The organism is Catellatospora chokoriensis (assembly GCF_011297315.1).
Classification (GTDB): Bacteria; Actinomycetota; Actinomycetes; order Mycobacteriales; family Micromonosporaceae; genus Catellatospora; species Catellatospora citrea.
Genome location: NZ_JAAOTI010000001.1, coordinates 15,311 through 32,497 on the forward strand (window position 1 = coordinate 15,311; position 17,187 = coordinate 32,497).

15 protein-coding genes are annotated in these 17,187 nt (G+C 72.6%); 10 read left to right on the forward strand and 5 right to left on the reverse strand.

The window, feature by feature from the left end; translation table 11 throughout:
* Window positions 1-92: 92 nt before the first annotated feature.
* Window positions 93-2,450 (forward strand): family 20 glycosylhydrolase, encoded by a 2,358-nt coding sequence (locus tag HAV39_RS43155; protein ID WP_191837077.1) that lies wholly within the window; start codon window positions 93-95, stop codon window positions 2,448-2,450.
* Here the strand turns inward: HAV39_RS43155 and HAV39_RS00075 are convergent.
* Window positions 2,376-4,094 carry a DUF4132 domain-containing protein gene (locus tag HAV39_RS00075; protein ID WP_191837078.1) on the reverse strand — a complete coding sequence of 573 codons (1,719 nt, stop codon included), beginning with the start codon at window positions 4,092-4,094 and terminating at the stop codon, window positions 2,376-2,378. The genes HAV39_RS43155 and HAV39_RS00075 overlap by 75 nt on opposite strands.
* A 122-nt stretch (window positions 4,095-4,216) precedes the next feature.
* Between HAV39_RS00075 and HAV39_RS00080 the strand changes: the two genes are divergently transcribed.
* The gene (locus HAV39_RS00080) at window positions 4,217-4,639 is read left to right on the forward strand and encodes an MmcQ/YjbR family DNA-binding protein (protein WP_191837079.1); all 423 of its coding nucleotides are present in this window, start codon (window positions 4,217-4,219) and stop codon (window positions 4,637-4,639) included.
* Between the two features lie 18 nt (window positions 4,640-4,657).
* On the opposite strand, the gene HAV39_RS00085 is transcribed toward HAV39_RS00080, so the two are convergent.
* Window positions 4,658-5,359 carry a hypothetical protein gene (locus HAV39_RS00085; protein WP_191837080.1) on the reverse strand — a complete coding sequence of 234 codons (702 nt, stop codon included), beginning with the start codon at window positions 5,357-5,359 and terminating at the stop codon, window positions 4,658-4,660.
* Between the two features lie 155 nt (window positions 5,360-5,514).
* Between HAV39_RS00085 and HAV39_RS00090 the strand changes: the two genes are divergently transcribed.
* The gene (locus HAV39_RS00090) at window positions 5,515-6,630 is read left to right on the forward strand and encodes a LuxR C-terminal-related transcriptional regulator (RefSeq protein ID WP_191837081.1); all 1,116 of its coding nucleotides are present in this window, start codon (window positions 5,515-5,517) and stop codon (window positions 6,628-6,630) included.
* 27 nt (window positions 6,631-6,657) lie between these two features.
* Here the strand turns inward: HAV39_RS00090 and HAV39_RS00095 are convergent, their stop codons facing one another.
* Window positions 6,658-7,290, reverse strand: coding sequence for a TetR/AcrR family transcriptional regulator (locus tag HAV39_RS00095; RefSeq protein WP_191837082.1), 633 nt, complete (start codon window positions 7,288-7,290; stop codon window positions 6,658-6,660).
* A 108-nt stretch (window positions 7,291-7,398) separates the two neighbouring features.
* Between HAV39_RS00095 and HAV39_RS00100 the strand changes: the two genes are divergently transcribed.
* The 5 genes from HAV39_RS00100 to HAV39_RS00120 are packed head-to-tail and all read left to right on the forward strand — an operon-like array spanning window position 7,399 to window position 12,009.
* A complete protein-coding gene (locus tag HAV39_RS00100) occupies window positions 7,399-7,848 on the forward strand; it encodes a MaoC family dehydratase (protein ID WP_191837083.1) in 450 nt (149 codons plus the stop codon).
* The gene (locus tag HAV39_RS00105; RefSeq protein WP_239120925.1) at window positions 7,848-8,843 is read left to right on the forward strand and encodes an NADPH:quinone oxidoreductase family protein; all 996 of its coding nucleotides are present in this window, start codon (window positions 7,848-7,850) and stop codon (window positions 8,841-8,843) included. The genes HAV39_RS00100 and HAV39_RS00105 overlap by 1 nt, the downstream gene beginning before the upstream one ends.
* Window positions 8,844-8,859: 16 nt before the next feature.
* A complete protein-coding gene (locus HAV39_RS00110) occupies window positions 8,860-9,885 on the forward strand; it encodes a phosphotransferase family protein (protein WP_191837084.1) in 1,026 nt (341 codons plus the stop codon).
* Between the two features lie 4 nt (window positions 9,886-9,889).
* The gene (locus HAV39_RS00115) at window positions 9,890-11,116 is read left to right on the forward strand and encodes an acyl-CoA dehydrogenase family protein (protein WP_191837085.1); all 1,227 of its coding nucleotides are present in this window, start codon (window positions 9,890-9,892) and stop codon (window positions 11,114-11,116) included.
* Entirely contained in the window at window positions 11,113-12,009 is an 897-nt protein-coding gene (locus tag HAV39_RS00120) for an alpha/beta fold hydrolase (RefSeq protein ID WP_191837086.1), read from the forward strand. The genes HAV39_RS00115 and HAV39_RS00120 overlap by 4 nt, the downstream gene beginning before the upstream one ends.
* 20 nt (window positions 12,010-12,029) lie before the next feature.
* On the opposite strand, the gene HAV39_RS00125 is transcribed toward HAV39_RS00120, so the two are convergent.
* A complete protein-coding gene (locus HAV39_RS00125) occupies window positions 12,030-12,863 on the reverse strand; it encodes a helix-turn-helix transcriptional regulator (protein ID WP_191837087.1) in 834 nt (277 codons plus the stop codon).
* A gap of 219 nt (window positions 12,864-13,082) precedes the next feature.
* Between HAV39_RS00125 and HAV39_RS00130 the strand changes: the two genes are divergently transcribed.
* Window positions 13,083-14,504 (forward strand): aldehyde dehydrogenase family protein, encoded by a 1,422-nt coding sequence (locus HAV39_RS00130; RefSeq protein ID WP_191837088.1) that lies wholly within the window; start codon window positions 13,083-13,085, stop codon window positions 14,502-14,504.
* Window positions 14,505-14,571: 67 nt separating this feature from the next.
* Window positions 14,572-15,183, forward strand: coding sequence for a tyrosine-protein phosphatase (locus HAV39_RS00135; RefSeq protein WP_191837089.1), 612 nt, complete (start codon window positions 14,572-14,574; stop codon window positions 15,181-15,183).
* Between the two features lie 37 nt (window positions 15,184-15,220).
* On the opposite strand, the gene HAV39_RS00140 is transcribed toward HAV39_RS00135, so the two are convergent.
* A complete protein-coding gene (locus HAV39_RS00140) occupies window positions 15,221-17,161 on the reverse strand; it encodes a PrsW family glutamic-type intramembrane protease (RefSeq protein ID WP_191837090.1) in 1,941 nt (646 codons plus the stop codon).
* Window positions 17,162-17,187 lie beyond the last annotated feature (26 nt).

Genomic DNA, 17,187 nt, shown 5'->3' on the forward strand with positions numbered 1-17,187 from the left:
GCACCGACACCGCCGCGCTTGACACCGCCGACCCCTGGACATAGCCTGCCGTCAAACTAACAGGAAACTTTACCGTTTCGCTGGAGGACGTCGTGCATCGTCGCGCCCGGCAAGTTCTGCTCGTCTCCGCACTCGCCGCCGTCACCGCCGCCGGGGTCGCCTGGATCGCCGACGCCACACCGGCCGACGCCGCTCCCGTGAGCCTGCAAAGCGTGGTGCCCGTGCCGGTGTCGGTGCAGCCCGCCTCCGGCGTCACCTACACGCTGCCCGCGGCCGCCACGATCCAGACCCCGACGGGCTCGCCGGCCGCCACCGCCGTCGGCTCCTACCTCGCCGACCTGCTGCGCCCCGCCACCGGCTACGCCCTGCCCGTCACCACCACCAGCGGCACCCCGACCAGCGGCATCGCGCTGCTGCTGTCCGGCGCGGACCCGAGCGTCGGCAGCGAGGGCTACCAGCTGGACGTGACCGCGGCCCTGGTCACCGTCCGGGCGCAGACTCCGGCCGGGCTGTTCCACGGCGTGCAGACGCTGCGGCAACTGCTGCCCGCCGCCGTCGAGGCGCGCACCGTGCAGCCGGGGCCGTGGGAGCTCGCCGGCGGCAGGATCGTCGACTACCCGCGCTACGGCTACCGCGGCGCGATGCTCGACGTCTCGCGGCACTTCTTCGGCGTGGACGTCGTGAAGCGATACCTCGACGAGATCAGCCAGTACAAAATCAATACGCTGCACCTGCACCTGTCCGACGACCAGGGCTGGCGGATCGTGGTGGACGCCTGGCCGCGCCTGGCGACCGTCGGCGGCAGCACCCAGGTCGGCGGCGGCGCGGGCGGCTACTACTCCAAGGCGCAGTACACCGACCTGGTCGCCTACGCCGCCGCCCGCCACATCACGATCGTGCCGGAGATCGACATGCCCGGGCACACCAACGCCGCCCTGGCCTCCTACGCCGAACTCAACTGCAACAACACGGCCCCGCCGCTGTACACGGGCACCAGCGTGGGCTTCAGCTCGCTGTGCGTCGGCAAGGAGATCACTTACACGTTCGTGCAGCAGGTCCTCGCCGAGCTGGCCGCCCTCACCCCCGGCCCGTACCTGCACATCGGCGGCGACGAGGCGAACAGCACCTCCGACGCCGACTACCGCACGTTCATGAACCGGATCCAGCCGTTCGTCGGCAACTCGGGCAAGACCGTCATGGGCTGGCACCAGCTCGGCCAGGCCGACCACACCCCCGGCCGGATCGCGCAGTACTGGGGCACGACCACCTCCGACGCCGACCTGAGCGCCGCGGTCAGCAAGGGCGCGAAGGTGGTGATGTCGCCCGCCAACAAGGCGTACCTGGACATGAAGTACACCAACCAGACCCCGCTCGGCCTCACCTGGGCCGGCCTGATCGAGGTGCAGACCGCGTACAACTGGGATCCCGCCACCCTGCTCACCAACGTGCCGGCCAGTGCGATCCTCGGGGTGGAGGCCCCGATGTGGAGCGAGACCCTCACCAAGCTCGCCGACATCGAGTTCATGGCCTTCCCGCGCCTGCCCGCCCTCGCCGAGCTGGCCTGGTCGCCGCAGTCGGCCCGCAACTGGGACGCCTTCAAGACCCGCCTTGGCGCACAGGGCCCCAGGTGGACGGCGCAGGGCATCAACTTCTACCGGTCCCCGCAGGTCCCCTGGGTCACCCCGCCCGCGACCGGCCGGATCGAGGCGGAGTCCTACAGCTCGCAGTCGGGCGTGCAGATCGTCGCCGACGCCGCGGCGCACGGCGGCAGCCGAGTCGGCTACATCGAGAACGGCGACTGGATCGGCTTCTCCGGCGTCAACCCCGCAGGCAAGACCGGCTTCACCGCCCGTGTCTCCTCCGGCGGCAACGGCGGCACCATCCAGATCCGCACCGGCTCCACCACCGGCCCCCTGCTCGGCACCGCCACCGTCGCCAACACCGGCGGCTGGGCCAACTACACCGACGTCACCACCACCATCGGCAGCGGTTCAGGACCGCTGTACCTCGTCTTCACCGGCACCGGCAGCCTGTTCGACATCGACAGCTTCGCCCTCACCGGCACCACGCCACCGGCGACCCGGATCGAGGCGGAGTCGTACAGCTCGCAGTCGGGCGTGCAGATCGTCGCCGACGCCGCGGCGCACGGCGGCAGCCGAGTCGGCTACATCGAGAACGGCGACTGGATCGGCTTCTCCGGCGTCAACCCCGCAGGCAAGACCGGCTTCACCGCCCGTGTCTCCTCCGGCGGCAACGGCGGCACCATCCAGATCCGCACCGGCTCCACCACCGGCCCCCTGCTCGGCACCGCCACCGTCGCCAACACCGGCGGCTGGGCCAACTACACCGACGTCACCACCACCATCGGCAGCGGTTCAGGACCGCTGTACCTCGTCTTCACCGGCACCGGCAGCCTGTTCGACATCGACAGCTTCGCCCTCACCCCCTGAAGCGGATATTCGCCAGTCGACCGGCACCTGCGGGAATGGCTGGATGATGCCGTGCCGGGCCAGCCATTCCCGCGCCGCGAACACCTCGTCGGGCGGGCTTGACGCAGGGTCCCAGAGCCGCACCGACGCCCCGTCGCCGGCCGGCAGCGGCATCGCCGTGCCGTCGACGGGGCGCAGCTCGCCGTCCGCGTAGCCGCAGAGGCGGCCGTCGACCTGCCAGAGCAGGCCGCGGGCCAGGGCTCCCGCCACGACATGGTCGAGCACGAGGGCACGCCAGGTGCCGTAGCGCCAGGATTGCCGGGCGCCGAGCTGGCGTCGCAGCGCCGCGGTGAGCGCGGGCAGCGTCCTGCCCAGCTCCTTTGCCGACTCGCGGAACTGCTGGAGCTGCTCGGGAAAGCCCTGTTTCACCGCCGTCGGCGGCGACCCGACGGTCATGCCGGCACCGTTGCGCCACTCGATGTCCGCGCCGGCCCCCTCGATCCGCAGGATCCCGGTGTCGCCGGGGTCCTCGCCGAAACGCTGCACCCGCCGGCCGACCTCGGTCAGGCCGAAGGACAGCACCGCGAAGTCGAGCACCTGCTCGCGGGTTGCCTGCAGCGCCTCGGCTCTGCTGTCGATCGCCGCGCCGATCTGCTGCGCGGTGGGTTTGTGGGTGACCCGCGCCGCCAGGCGCACCAGCTGGGCCAGGGCCTCCGAGCCTGCCTCGGTGTCGGTGTGGCGGGACAGCGCGTGGACGGCGCCCTCGGCCACCGGCCGGTTGCGCGGCCCGCCGGGAACCTTGCGCAGGTTGGCCTCCGCGGCGTCGGCCAGGCTCCGGGTCAGCTGCCCGTCGGGCGGCACCAGGCCGAGCAGCCACACCAACCGGCGCAACACCATGGAGTTGTACAGGTCGCCACGCTGCTCGCGGCCGTATCCCGTCCGATCGCGAAGCGAGACCGCGCGTGGCGCGTCGGCCAGCGCCAGCCAGCCGAGGACTACCTCACGCACCCTGCCCGGGCCGAGCTTGACCAGCAGCCGGTGGGCCGCCTCTTCCCACTCGGGTGTCGGGGCGGCCCACTCGGGCGGGAGGGCGTCCCAGGTCACGTTCGCGGCGTGAGCCACCAGGTCGTGCCAGTCGTCGCCCCATGCGGACAGGTCGGCCAGCGCCCGGTCCGCCCAGGCGTCACCTTGATTCAGCAGGGGCTGCTGGAGTCCGGTCGCGAACGCTTTCAAGGACCGGTGTCCTTCTATCGTGGCGGTGCGCCGCATGACCGCCACGACTTCGGGGGCGAGTGTGCCGCCAGCCTTGAGCACGGTCGCGCCCAGCTCTTCCATCGCGACGTACGTCGTGAACTCCCAATACTTCGCGGCCACCCCGAGAATCGCCAGCGCGTCCGGTAGCTCCGTCCGGCGGCCCTCTTCCATGAGCAAGTAGTCGATCACGTAGTCGAGCAGGCACTTGGCGTCCTCGCCCGGCACCGCGGGGAGCCTCTCCGACAGCGCGACCGCGGCCGGGACTCGGAACGGCAGCTCCTCCAGCTTGACGGCATCGCGCACCGCATCCAGCTGGCGTCCCCAGTAGACATCTGTCTGCGACAAGGACACGAGCGCATCGACAAACCCGGGAACGTCCTGGGCCAGCGCCGCACGCTTCAGTTCCGTCATGCCCACCGGGGCAGTCTAACGATCCCCGGCTGCCGGCCTCCGGCGTCGGAGCGGGACGAGCCGATCCGCACCCGCGGTCCGGCGCAGGTCAGACGACCACGCCACGGCATATGCTCGGGGGCATGTCCGACGACGAGCGGCCCGCCCGGGTGGACGACGTACACGAACTGGCCATGGCCATGCCGCACGTCACCGTCGAGCACGGGACCGGGGAGAACCCCGTCTACCAGGTGGGCGGGAAGTCGTTCATCTTCTTCCGCAATCCCCGGCCGGACGCCGTCGACCCCGACACCGGCGAGCGCTACCCCGACGTGATCGTCTTCTGGGTCGGCTCGGACGCCGACAAGCAGGCGATGGTCCAGGACGAGTCCTCGCCCTACTTCACCACCGCGCACTTCAACGGGCACCCGTCGGTGCTGCTGCGGGCCTGCCGGATCGGCGAGATCAGCCGCCGGGAACTGGCCGAGCTGGTGCAGGACGCCTGGCTGTCACGCGCCTCGACCCGGCGGGCGTCGGTCTGGCTGGCCGAGCACCCGCCCGCCTGATCGTCCCCGGCCGCGGCGTCAGCAGCCGCCCCCGGCGAAGCCGACCGGCCAGAAGGTCAACATGTCGCTGCCGGTCATGGTCGGGCGGTAGTAGGGCTTGCCGGAACCGGCTGAGGGGCCCTGCTTGACGCCGTCCGGCACCGGCCCGAACAGCGTGTTCAGGTCGGCCACGACGGCCTCGGGCAGGAACTCGACGTTGACGCCGTACCCGCCCATGCCCTTGGCGAAGTGGTCCTGCCGCTCGCGGACAATGGTCATGAGGCCCGGCGGTTTGGTGCCGGCCGCGGCGGCCGCGTCCCGGTTGACGAGCGCGGTGTACACGTCAGCGGTGATGCGCGCCGAGTGCCGCTGCGCGTCGTCGATTCCCGCCGCGGCGAGCAGGTTGGTGACGTGGATCCCGACCAGGCCGCTGACCACGGCCGCAGGGGCCATGCCACCGTGGGCGCCGTCCGGTTTCAGGCCCTGGGCCGCCAGGGTCGTGCGCAGCCCGGCGGGCACCGCGTTCCAGGCCGCCTCGATCGCGGCCGCGTTGTCCGGGGCGGCGGGCGAGTCCGCGCAGCCGGCCGCACCGGCGCCCGGCTGCGCGGACGGCCCGGCTGAGGTGACCGCTCCCGACGCGGACCCGACCGGGGCGCCGCCACCGCCGTCCGCACCGCAGGCCCCCGAGACGGCGACAGCCGCCCCCGCGAGCAGCGCCAACCCGTTCCTGCGGACGGTCATCCAGGACACTCGCTGCTCACTCCCTGGCCGCGGACACGGCCGAATCGTCGGACGCGGAGGCGGCCACCGGTCCGGTTGGTCTCCCGGGGAGGCTATTCACTCGGGTTCGTTCGGCCCATCCCAGAAGTCTGGGATCACTGCCTAGGCTCACCCGCATGCCTGCCCTGAGCACCGACGCCGTCGACCGTGCCCTGCGACGGATCGGCGGCGACCTCAGCACCGCCGAGGCTCCCCTCGACGTGCTGGACGCCGCCACCCGCGGGATCACCGCGCTGGTGCCGGCCGACATCTGGTGCGGGGTCGTGCTGGACCCGTCGACGCTGCTCGACACCGGCGGGCAGCACCGCAACGGCTTCCCGCAGGAGACGATGCCGCGGCTGTTCGAGATCGAGCACATCGAGCAGGACGACGTCGACAGCCTGCGGGCACTGGCGCGGCGGCCGGATCCGGCGAGCCTGCTCAGCAACTCCACCGATGGCGACCTGGCGTCCAGCAAGTACTACCGCGACATCCTGCGGCCGCTGGGGATCCGCGACGAGCTGCGGGTCGTGCTGCGCCAGGGCGGCCACACCTGGGGCCTGCTCGTGCTGTGCCGAGCCGCCGGCTCGCCGGCGTTCACCGACACGGACCTGGCCGCCGCGCGGCAGCTCAGCAAACCCGCCACGACGGCACTGCGCCGCTCGCTGCTGCTGGCGGGCAGGGACGCCGGGACCATCGCAGACGCGCCCGGCCTGGTCGTGCTCGACGAGCACCAGGACGAGGTCAGCGTGTCGCCGACGGCCCGGCAGTGGCTGGACGACCTGCCGGAGGATCGTGCCGGGTCGGCGCTGCCGTACGCCGTGCAGGCCGTCGCCGCGCGGGCGACCGCCACCGCCACCACCCAGGCCCGGTCCCGGGCACGTACCCGCAGCGGCCGGTGGGCTGCCCTGCACGCGTGGCGGATCGGGCCGGCTCCGGCGCCGATGACCGCGGTGGCGATCGGGCCGGCCGAGCCGGGTGACCTGGCCGCGATCGTGCTGGACGCCTACGGGCTGTCGCAGCGGGAGCGCGACGTCGCCCAGCAGGTGCTGCTGGGTAGGTCGACCGCGCAGATAACGACCGCGCTGGGCATCTCCGAGTACACGGTGCAGGACCACCTCAAAGCCGTGTTCGACAAGACGGGTGTGCGCAGCCGCCGTGACCTGATCAGCGAGCTGTTCACCCGGCACTACCTGCCGCAGCTGGCACAGCCGTCCACGTCGACGGACGGCCGGGTCGTCGAGGTGCGGTGACCTGGGGTCGGGCGGCCGCTGGTCGGTTCAGCGGGCCTTGACCATGCGTACGGCGAGGTCGGCGTAGAGCGCGCCGATGTCCTCGGGGGCGCGGCGCCCGGAGGTGCGATACCACCGGGCCACGTCGACGGTCAGGGAGAGCAGCGCCAGGCCGGTGCCGGGGATGTCGGGCACGTCGAAGACGCCCCGCGCGACGCCGTGTTCCAGGGTGGCTCGCACCAGCAGGTCCATCTCGTGGCGCAGCGCGGTGATCTCGGTGAGGTGCGCCGGTTCCAGGGCGTTCAGCTCGTACGAGATGACCCGGGCCGGGGTGTGGAACAGGGCGTGCCAGGCGGCGAAGTCGCCGATGACGTCGCGCAGCTGCTGCACGGGGTCGTCGCTGCGGGCAGCCGCGGCGCGCAGGGCGACCAGCGAGTGCCGGTGCCCGACCAGGCAGATGCGGTACAGCAGCTCCTCCTTGGCGCGGTAGTGCACGTACACCCCGGCGGGGCTCATGCCGGCCCGCGTCGCGATGTCGCGGGTGGTGGTGGCGTGGTAGCCGCGTTCGGCGAAGGCCTGGACGGCGGCGATGAGCAGCCGCCGGGCGGGTGCCGGGCTGACGTCGTGCCAGGCCCGCTCCAGCATCGCGACCTCGTCGAGGTCGGCGGCGGCGGTGTTCATCGGGGTCCTCCACGGCTCGGGGTGAAGCGTTGACAGCACCCTTCCATACCGGCATCCTAAGCAAGCGCTTACTTAGTTCGCCAGCCTTCACCGTGGAAGGGTTCTGTCATGGCCTTCGCCTCCCTGGACGACGTGCGTGCCGCTGTCGGCACCGTCGTCAGCACCAGCGAGTGGTTGGAGATCGACCAGCAGCGGGTCGACATGTTCGCCGAGGCCACCGGCGACCTGCAGTGGATCCACACCGACCCGGCCCGCGCCGCGTCGGGGCCGTTCGGCACCACCATCGCGCACGGATACCTGACGCTGTCGCTCATCCCCTTCCTGGCCGGCGACGCGCTGCGGGTGCCGGGCGTGAAGATGGGCGTCAACTACGGCACCAACAAGGTGCGTTTCCCGGCCCCGGTGCCGGTCGGCTCGCGGGTGCGGGCGACGGTGCAGCTGCTGTCGGTCGACGACGTCGCGGGCGGCGTGCAGCTCACCTCGCAGGTGACCATCGAGCGCGAGGGCGGCGACAAGCCGGTCTGCGTCGCCGAGACCGTGTCGCGGATGTACGTCTGATGACGGCCACGATGCGGGCCTGGCAGGTCGCCGCCAACGGCGAGCCTGGCGATGTGATGAGCCTGGCCGAGACGCCGATCCCGACGCCGGGTGCGAGCCAGCTGCTGGTGCGCGTGCGCGCGTCCGCGCTGAACTTCCCGGACGTGCTGCTGGTGCGGGGGCAGTACCAGGTGCGCCCGCCGCTGCCGTTCACCCCCGGGGTGGAGCTGTGCGGCGAGGTCGTCGCCGCCGGGGCCGACGTGACCGGGTTCGCCGAGGGCGACCGGGTCATCGGCACCACCGCGCTGCCCGCCGGGGCCCTGGCCGAGTACGCGCTGGTCGAGGCCGCGGACGCGTTCCCCGCCCCAGCCGCGCTGGACGACGTGCAGGCGTCGGCGATGCACATTGCCTACCAGACGGGCTGGTTCTCGCTGCACCGCCGGGCCCGGCTGCAGCCGGGCGAGACGCTGCTGATCCACGCGGGCGCGGGCGGGGTCGGCAGTGCCGCGATCCAGCTCGGCAAGGCCGCGGGCGCGACCGTGATCGCGGTCGTCGGCGGCGCGGCGAAGGCCGAGGTCGCCGCCAAACTCGGCGCGGACCTCGTGATCGACCGCCGCGAGCAGGACTTCATCGGCGCGGTGAAGGCCGCCACGGGCGGGCGCGGCGCGGACGTGGTCTTCGACCCGGTGGGCGGCGACGCGTACACCGGATCGGCGAAGTGTGTCGCGTTCGAGGGCCGCATCCTGGTCGTCGGCTTCGCGGGCGGCACCGTGCCGACGCCGGGACTCAACCACGCCCTGGTGAAGAACTACTCGATCGTCGGCGTGCACTGGGGTCTGTACCGGCAGCTGGACCCGGCGCTGGTCGTGCAGGCGCACGAGAGGCTGTGCGGGCTGGCCGCCGACGGCGTCGTGCAGCCGCTGATCGGCGGCGTGCTCAGCCTCGACGAGGCCGCCGGCGGCCTGACCCGACTCGGCGCGGGCGAGTCCGTCGGCCGGCTGGTGGTGCGGCCATGAGCGGTGAGGTGGGGGCATGACCGATCCGAAGGGACTCGACCTGGCCGCGCTGCGGTCCTTCCTGGACCGGGTGCGTCCCGGCCTGGTCAGCGGGGAGCTGACCGGGGAGCTGATCCCCGGTGGCAAGTCCAACCTGACCTACCGGGTCGCCGACGACGCGCAGCGCTGGGTGGTGCGCCGCCCGCCGCTCGGGCACGTGCTGTCCACCGCCCACGACATGTCCCGGGAGTACCGGGTGATCTCCGCGCTGGGCGGGACCCGGGTGCCGGTGCCGGGCACCGTGGCGCTGTGCGAGGACCCCGAGGTGATCGGGGCGCCGTTCTACGTGATGGAACACGTGGACGGGACGGTCTGGCGCACCGCCGGGCAGACCGCGACCCTGGGCGCCGAGCGGGTCAGCTCGCTGTCGCTGGCGCTGATGGACGTGCTCGCCGACCTGCACGCGGTCGACCCGTCGGCGGTGGGGCTGGGCGACTTCGGCAAGCCGGACGGTTACCTGGCCCGGCAGCTGCGCCGCTGGAGCACCCAGCTGCAGCATTCGCACAACCGCGAGCTGCCCGGCCTGGCCGAGCTGCACGACGACCTCGTCGCTCGCATGCCCGCGCAGTCCGCGCAGGTGTCGATCCTGCACGGCGACTACCGCCTGGACAACTGCATCGTCGGGCCCGGCGACCAGATCGTGGCAGTGCTCGACTGGGAGATGGCGACCATCGGCGACCCGCTCGCCGACCTGGGCCTGTTCCTGTGCTACTGGCGCATGTGGACCGAGCCGGTCATGGACGGCCTGTTCGGCGAGGCTCCCCCGCCGGGGATCTTCCCGACGTCGGCGCAGATGGCGGCGCGCTACGCCGCCCGGCGCGGCGCGGACCTGTCGGAGCTGCCGTGGTACGTCGCGTTCGCGCACTACAAGCTCGTCGGGATCCTCGAGGGCATCCACTACCGGTATCTCGCGGGCCAGACGGTCGGCGAGGGCTTCGACCGGGTCGGCGCGATGGTCCCGCATCTGATCAAGCTCGGTCACCGCACGCTGCAGGAGGCGTAAGCACATGGACTTCTCGTACGACGAGCGCACCGAGCAGCTGCGCGCCGACCTGCTCGACTTCATGGAGCAGCACGTGTACCCGGCCGAGGCGATCGCCGAGCACCAGCTCGGCGGGATCGCGCCGTGGACCACGCCGCCGGTCATGGAGGAGCTGAAGACCGAGGCCCGCAAGCGCGGCCTGTGGAACCTGTTCCTGCCGCACCACCCGCTGGGCGCGGGGCTGAGCAATCTGCAGTACGCGCCCCTGGCGGAGATCACCGGACGCAGCCCGCACCTGGCCCCGGAGTCGATCAACTGCAACGCCCCGGACACCGGCAACATGGAGGTGCTGACCATGTTCGGCACCGCCGAGCAGCAGGACCGCTGGCTCAAGCCGCTGCTCGCCGGGGAGATCCGGTCGGCGTTCTGCATGACCGAGCCCGAGGTCGCCTCGTCCGACGCCACCAACATCACCACCCGCATCGAGCGCGACGGCGACGTGTACGTGATCAACGGGCGCAAGTGGTGGTCGTCGGGCGCGATGAACCCGCGCTGCGCGATCTTCATCGTGATGGGCAAGACCGACCCGTCCGCCGATCGGCACCGCCAGCAGAGCCAGATCCTGGTGCCCCGGGACACCCCCGGCATCGAGATCAAGCGCGGCATGCACGTGTTCGGTTACGACGACGGCTGGCACGGCGGCCACGCCGAGATCACCTTCACCGACGTACGGGTGCCCGCCGCGAACCTGATCGCGGGCGAGGGCGAGGGCTTCGCCATCGCGCAGGCCCGGCTCGGGCCGGGGCGCATCCACCACTGCATGCGGCTGATCGGCATGGCCGAGCGGGCCCTGGAGCTGATGTGCCGGCGGGCCACCGAGCGGGTCGCGTTCGGCAAGCCGCTCGCGGCGCAGGGCGTGGTCGGCGAGTGGATCGCCGAGGCCCGGGTGCGCATCGAGCAGGCCCGCCTGCTGGTGCTCAAGACCGCGTGGCTGATGGACACGGTCGGCAACAAGGGCGCGCACACCGAGATCCAGGCGATTAAGATCGTCGTGCCGGAGATGGCCGGCTGGGTGCTCGACAAGGCGATCCAGGTGCACGGCGGCGGCGGCGTCAGCCAGGACTTCCCGCTCGCGCACATGTGGGCCGCCGCGCGTACGCTGCGACTGGCCGACGGCCCCGACGAGGTCCACAAGGCCTCGCTGGCCAAGCGCGAGCTGCGCAAGTACGGCGCGGAGCGGAGCGGACCATGAGAAGCGCGTACGTCGACCTCGGCGGACCCGTGCACCACGTCGACTTCGGCGGGCGGCCGGACACGCCACCGGTCGTCCTGGTGCACGGCCTGGGCGGTTCACACCTGAACTGGACCCGGATCGCGCCGCTGCTGACGCCGTACGCCCGGGTCACCGCGCTGGATCTGGCGGGGTTCGGCCGCACGGGCGGCGCGGCCGGACCGACCACGGTGACCGCCAACGCCGAGCTGCTGCGGCGCTACCTGACCGAGGTCGTCGGCGAGCCCGCGGTGCTGGTCGGCAACTCGATGGGCGGCATGGTGTCCACGCTGACCGCGGCGGCCGCCCCGGACGCGGTGCGGGGCCTGGCGCTGGTCGACCCGAGCGTGCCGATCGCCCCGAACGTCAAGATCGATCCGCAGATCCGCCGGCTTTTCCTGATCAACCTCGTGCCCGGCCTCGCGGGCTGGGCCATGCGACGCCGGCTGGCCACCGTGCCGGCCCGGCGGCGCATCGAGGAGACCCTGGCGATGACCTGCGCCGACCCGTCCCGGGTGCCGGAACAGGTCATCGCCGACGCGGTCGCCCTCGACGAGGAGATGAGCGCCGCCAACCCGCGCCGCGCCGATGGCTACCTCGGCGCGAGCCGCTCGCTGCTGCGGCTGCTGGCCCGCCCGGGCGGCTACTGGCAGGCCATGGAGTCGCTGCGGATGCCGGTGCTGCTCACGCACGGCGTGCACGACCGGCACGTCCCGATCGGCTCCGCCCGCGCGGTCGCCGCCCGGCTGCCGCACTGGACCTACGTCGAACTCGACTCCGGCCACGTCCCCCAGCTGGAACACCCCCGCGAACTCGCCGAACACCTGCTCGCCTGGCTCCACGAACACGACCTCATCAGCGAGCCCGCGAGGTAAGGCGGAGTCGGGCCGCCGTTTCAGGCCGGCAGCGCACCGGTGACCGACAGCAGTTGCAACTTCTCGTAGCTCTCCGTGCCCGGGGTCGCGGTGTAGACCAGCAGCGACTGGGACTGGTCGGGGTCGAGCAGGGTCTGGCACTGCAGCTCGATCGGACCGAGTTGAGGGTGCCGGAGCCGCTTCGCGACGCAGTACGGGCCGGGCACGGGGTGCCCACGCCATAGTTCGGCGAACTCCGGGCTGGTACGCAGCAGCGCGTCCGCGATGGCACCGGCCCGCCCCCGGCCGCCGTCGCGGGTGTAGGAGCGGTGCAGGTCCGCGGTGAGCTGCCGGCTGTGTACGGCGTGGTCGTCCGGGTGGTACAGCTCGCGCGTCGCGGGGTCGGCGAACCACCGGTAGTGCAGGCTGCGGGCGAGCCCCGTGTAGGCGGTCTCGTCGCCCAGCAGTGCCACGGCCAGCCGGGTCTGCCGCAGCGTCTCGCCGAGGTCGCTCACCACCTGCGCGGCGGCCTCGCCGAGGCCGTCGAAGATACGCATCATGCCCGGGTTGATGTGGTCGGCGCGCAGGACCCGCCGCGGCACGGCGTGGCCGCCGAGCCGGAACAGGTGGTCGCGCTCCTCCAGCGACAGCCGCAGGCCCCGGGCTATCGCGGCGAGCATCTGCTCCGACGGGTGCGGTCCGCGCTGCTGCTCGATGCGGCTGTAGTAGTCGGTCGACATGCCGCTGAGCGCCGCGACCTCCTCGCGGCGCAGGCCGCCGGTGCGCCGCCGCTGCCCACGGGGCAGCCCCACGTCCTCCGGCTGCAGCGCCTCGCGCCTCGTCCGGAGAAAATCGGCGAGTCGATCCCGTTGCATGATGCGGCTCCGTTCCTCTGATCTTGCAAACAACGCCCTGGTCAAGCTTGTTTCCCTCGGCGGCGACAGTCACACCGGATGCGGCGAGGCGCCGCTCGGCTCTCACAAGCGCGCGACGCTTCACGTCCTCCGGCGACCGATCCTGCACGGGGCCGCCGGGCTCAGCCACGGACAGGTTGTGCCTGGTTACGGTCTCGCGGTGGCGGCACAGTCGAACCCATGAACAACCCAGCACACACCCCGCACGGACACTGGATCGGCGGCCGGATCGTCGCCGGCTCCGGCGAGACCATCCCCGTCACCAACCCCGCGACCGGCGAGATCGTCGCCCAGGCACCCGCCGGCACCTCCGCGCACGTCGACCTGGCCGTCGCCGCGGCCCGCGCCGCCTTCCCCGGCTGGGCGGCCACCGACCCGGCCGAGCGGGCCGCCGTCGTGCGGCGCATCGCCGAAGGGCTGCAGGCCCGCGCCGAGGAGATCGCCGTCACGATCACCGCCGAGATGGGCTCACCCATCACCATGTCCCGTACCGCCCAGATCGGCTTCCCCGTGGCCGTGGCGAACTCCTTCGCCGCCCTCGCCGCCGACTACGCCTGGACCGAGCAGGTCGGCAACTCCCTGGTCGTCCGCGAGCCGATCGGGGTCGTGGGCGCGATCACGCCGTGGAACTTCCCGCTCCAGCAGATCATGTCGAAGCTCGCGCCCGCCCTGGTGGCGGGCGACACCATGGTCTTCAAACCGTCGGAGGTCGCGCCGCTGACCGCGCGCATCCTGGCCGAGGTCACCGCCGACGCGGGCCTGCCGGCGGGCGTGTTCAACGTCGTGTACGGCAGCGGCGAGGTCGTCGGTGAGGCGATCTCGGCGCACCCCGACATCGACATGATCTCGTTCACCGGCTCGACCCGGGCCGGCCGGCGGATCTCCGCGGTCGCCGCGCAGACCGTCAAGCGGGTCGCGCTCGAACTCGGCGGCAAGGGCGCGAACGTGATCCTCGACGACGCCGACCTGGCCAAGGCCGTCGAGAAGGGCCTGATGATGGTGTTCACCAACAGCGGCCAGGTCTGCGGCGCGTGGCCGCGGATGCTGGTCCCCGCGGCCCGCCACGACGAGATCGTCGAACTGGCGGTCGCGGCCGCGGCGCAGTACACCGTCGGCGACCCCACCGACGAGGCCACCCGGCTCGGGCCGCTGGCCTCGGAGGAGCAGCGGCGCAAGGTCGACGGGTACATCGAGCGCGGCATCGCCGACGGCGCGAAGCTGGTGTTCGGTGGCCCGGGACGGCCCGAAGGGCTCGCCGGCGCCTACGCGCGACCGACGATCTTCGCCGGTGTCGACCCGGACTCCGCGATCGCCCAGGAGGAGATCTTCGGCCCGGTGCTCACGATCATCCCGTACACCGACGAGGACCACGCCGTGGCCATCGCCAACAGCACCATGTACGGGCTGACCAGCGGCGTCTTCGGCGAACCCGAGCACGCCCTCGCCGTCGCCCGGCGGCTGCGCGCCGGGCAGGTCGACGTCAACGGCGCGCCGTGGAACGCCCTCGCCCCGTTCGGCGGCTACCGGCAGTCCGGCAACGGCCGCGAGTTCGGCCACTTCGGACTGGACGAGTATCTGGAGACCAAGTCCGTCCAGCGCTGACCCAGCGCACCGGCGGGCACTACCATCGCAGGATGGCAGGGCCCGCCGGCCCGGCGAGGGGGAGCCGATGAGTCTGGACTGGTCAGCCTGCCGCAATGCCCGTGACCTCGGCGGGCTGCCGACCGCCGACGGCGGGCGGATCCGCGCCGGGGCGCTGTGGCGCACGGGCCACCACGACCAGCTGCCGCCGGCGGCCGTCCAGGCCGCCCGCGCCGGAGGCGTCGGCCGCGTCGTCGACCTGCGGTGGGCCTGGGAGCTCGAGGGCAGGCCGAGCCCGTTCGCCGACGACCCCGTCTACCGGCACGTGCCCATGCTCGACGACGTGCTCGGCTACGTCCCGCCACCGGACACGTACGCGCCGATGCTCGACCACAACATCGAGCGCATCGGCACCGCGGTGCGCGCCGTGGCGCACGCCCCGGCCGGGCCGGTCGTCGTGCACTGCCACGCCGGCCGGGACCGCACCGGAGTGCTGGTCGCACTGCTGCTGCGGCTCGCCGGGGTCGACCACGGGCTGATCGCCGACGACTACGCCCGCACCGACGGCTGCTCGCCGGAGCCGATGCTGCACACCCTGGCGCACCTGGACGAGCGGTACGGCGGCGTGACGCCGTACCTGCTCCGCACCGGCACCGACCTCGACGCGCAGCAGGCGGTGCGGGCCAGGCTGCGGGCGTAGGCAATCCTGCCCGTCCCGCAGCCGGGTGGAACGTCGCCTACAGCATCTCCGCCAGGAACTCCGCCAGCTTGGCCTCGGCCTCCGGTGAGCCGGGACGCAGGTGCTCGTGAGCCTCGCCCTGCTTGTGGCCTTGCTCCAGCCATTTCATGAAGTCCCGGCGCTGCTGCGGGTCCTTCAGCTTGTTCTTGAGCCAGCCCGAATCCTCCAGCTCGGCCTTGTTGGCGTCGCTGATGCGCTCCTGCCGCGGCGGCGGATCGTCCTGGCCGTACTTCTCCTCCCAGTAGTCGTCACCGCGGCCGCCGCTGCCGTTGCCGCTCATCATCGCGGCGAGGACGGCCAGCGCCCCGGCCCCGGCGAGGGTGGCCAGGAAGTCGGCCGCGGCGGCGGTGAGCACGAGCTGGAAGCCGCCCCCGGCCAGCGCCGCCAGTCCGAGCGGCGGGAACCAGACCATGGCGAGCATGGCCAGCAGCAGCGAGGCCAGGAACAGGGTCTGGCTGATCGCGTCGAGGATGTGCGAGGTGAGGATCGGCTGGTCGGGCCCGCCCGCGGCCAGGCCGAGGACCAGGCTGCCGATCCCGGCGGCGATGCTGCCGAAGCCGGTGAGCAGGCGCAGCTCGGCGCGCACGGCGGCGTCGGCGGCCGGGGCGGCCAGCAGCGGGCGCAGCCGCCGGGCGGTGGCGTACAGCTGCCGGCCCAGCCAGGCCAGGCCCGCCACGGAGAAGACCAGGACGAGCGGGAACACCCACGGCTGCGCCAGCAGGCCCTGCACACCGGAGAAGGTGGGCAGGCTGCCGGGCAGGAAGTAGAGCACCGCCGGGATCAGCAACGCCGCCCAGACGATCAGAGGCAGCCAGGGCTTGATGCCACGCCGCGGGGTGGCTCCGTCACGGCGGCGCAACCCGGTCCCGCGCCAGGCCTGCGCGGTGCGGGTGGCGTCCAGGGCGGTGGTGGCCCGCGCGACGGCCTGGCGCATCGGGTCGTCGGGCGCGACCCGGTCGTGGCTGAACAGCGCGGCACGCCGGGTCAGCACGTACGTCCAGGTGAAATAGGGGGTCCAGGGCAGGCCGGCGAAGGCGTGCCCGCCCAGGGCGGCGAGCGCGGGCCGACCCGCGCGCTCGGGCGCGGTCAGCGTGTCGGGCCAGGCGCGCTTGGCCGCGAGCAGGGTGCGCCGGTCCAGGAACGTCGCGGCGGCCAGCGCGAGCAGCGGGTACAGCCACAGCGCGTGGCGCAGGAAGGCCAGCGGGGTGGCGAACGCGTTGATGATGCCCGCGACGTCGGGGTCGGCGACCTCGTGGTTGTACGCGGCGTGGTCGAGCCACGGGAACAGCAGCAGCGCGACACCGGCCAGGCGCTGCGGGGCGCTGCCGCGGATCAGCAGCCCGAGGCCGAGCCCGGCCAGCGCGCTCCAGACCAGGTGCAGGCTGATGTCGGGGCTGGGCGCGCCGGTCGAGAACGCGTCGAGGTAGGACACCGGTGTCGGCAGCCAGGAGGTGACCAGGTCGGGCAGGCCCCAGATCTGCACGAAGCTGAAGCCCTGCATCCGCGACCAGCCCTCGAAGGGCCCGCCGCCGGTCACCGCGGCGGCCTCGTCGGCGTGGCGCAGCAGTTGCTCGACGAGCCCGAACCCGGCCCCGCCGGCCGCGCCCAGCAGCAGGAAGTCGGTCAGCCCCCACTGCGCGCGGACCTTGCGGTGCAGGAGGGCGAGCAGCGCGAACGGCGCCACCTTGGCCAGCTCCTCGATGAGCGGGTCGACGGTGTAGCTGGCGGTGCGGACGATCTCGGGCAGTGGGTCACCGGTCAGCGCGGCCATGCCGCGCGTGTAGACCAGTTGCAGGCCGAGCGCGAGCAGGCCGGCGCCGTAGAGCCCGGCGACGACGCCGAGGACCAGCAGCGGCATACGCACCGTACGGGTCGCGGAGGCGAGCATCGTGAGCTGCCATACGCCGTAGCAGGCAGCGAACATCATCAGGACCGTCACGCCGCGCACGGTAGCGGATATCGACC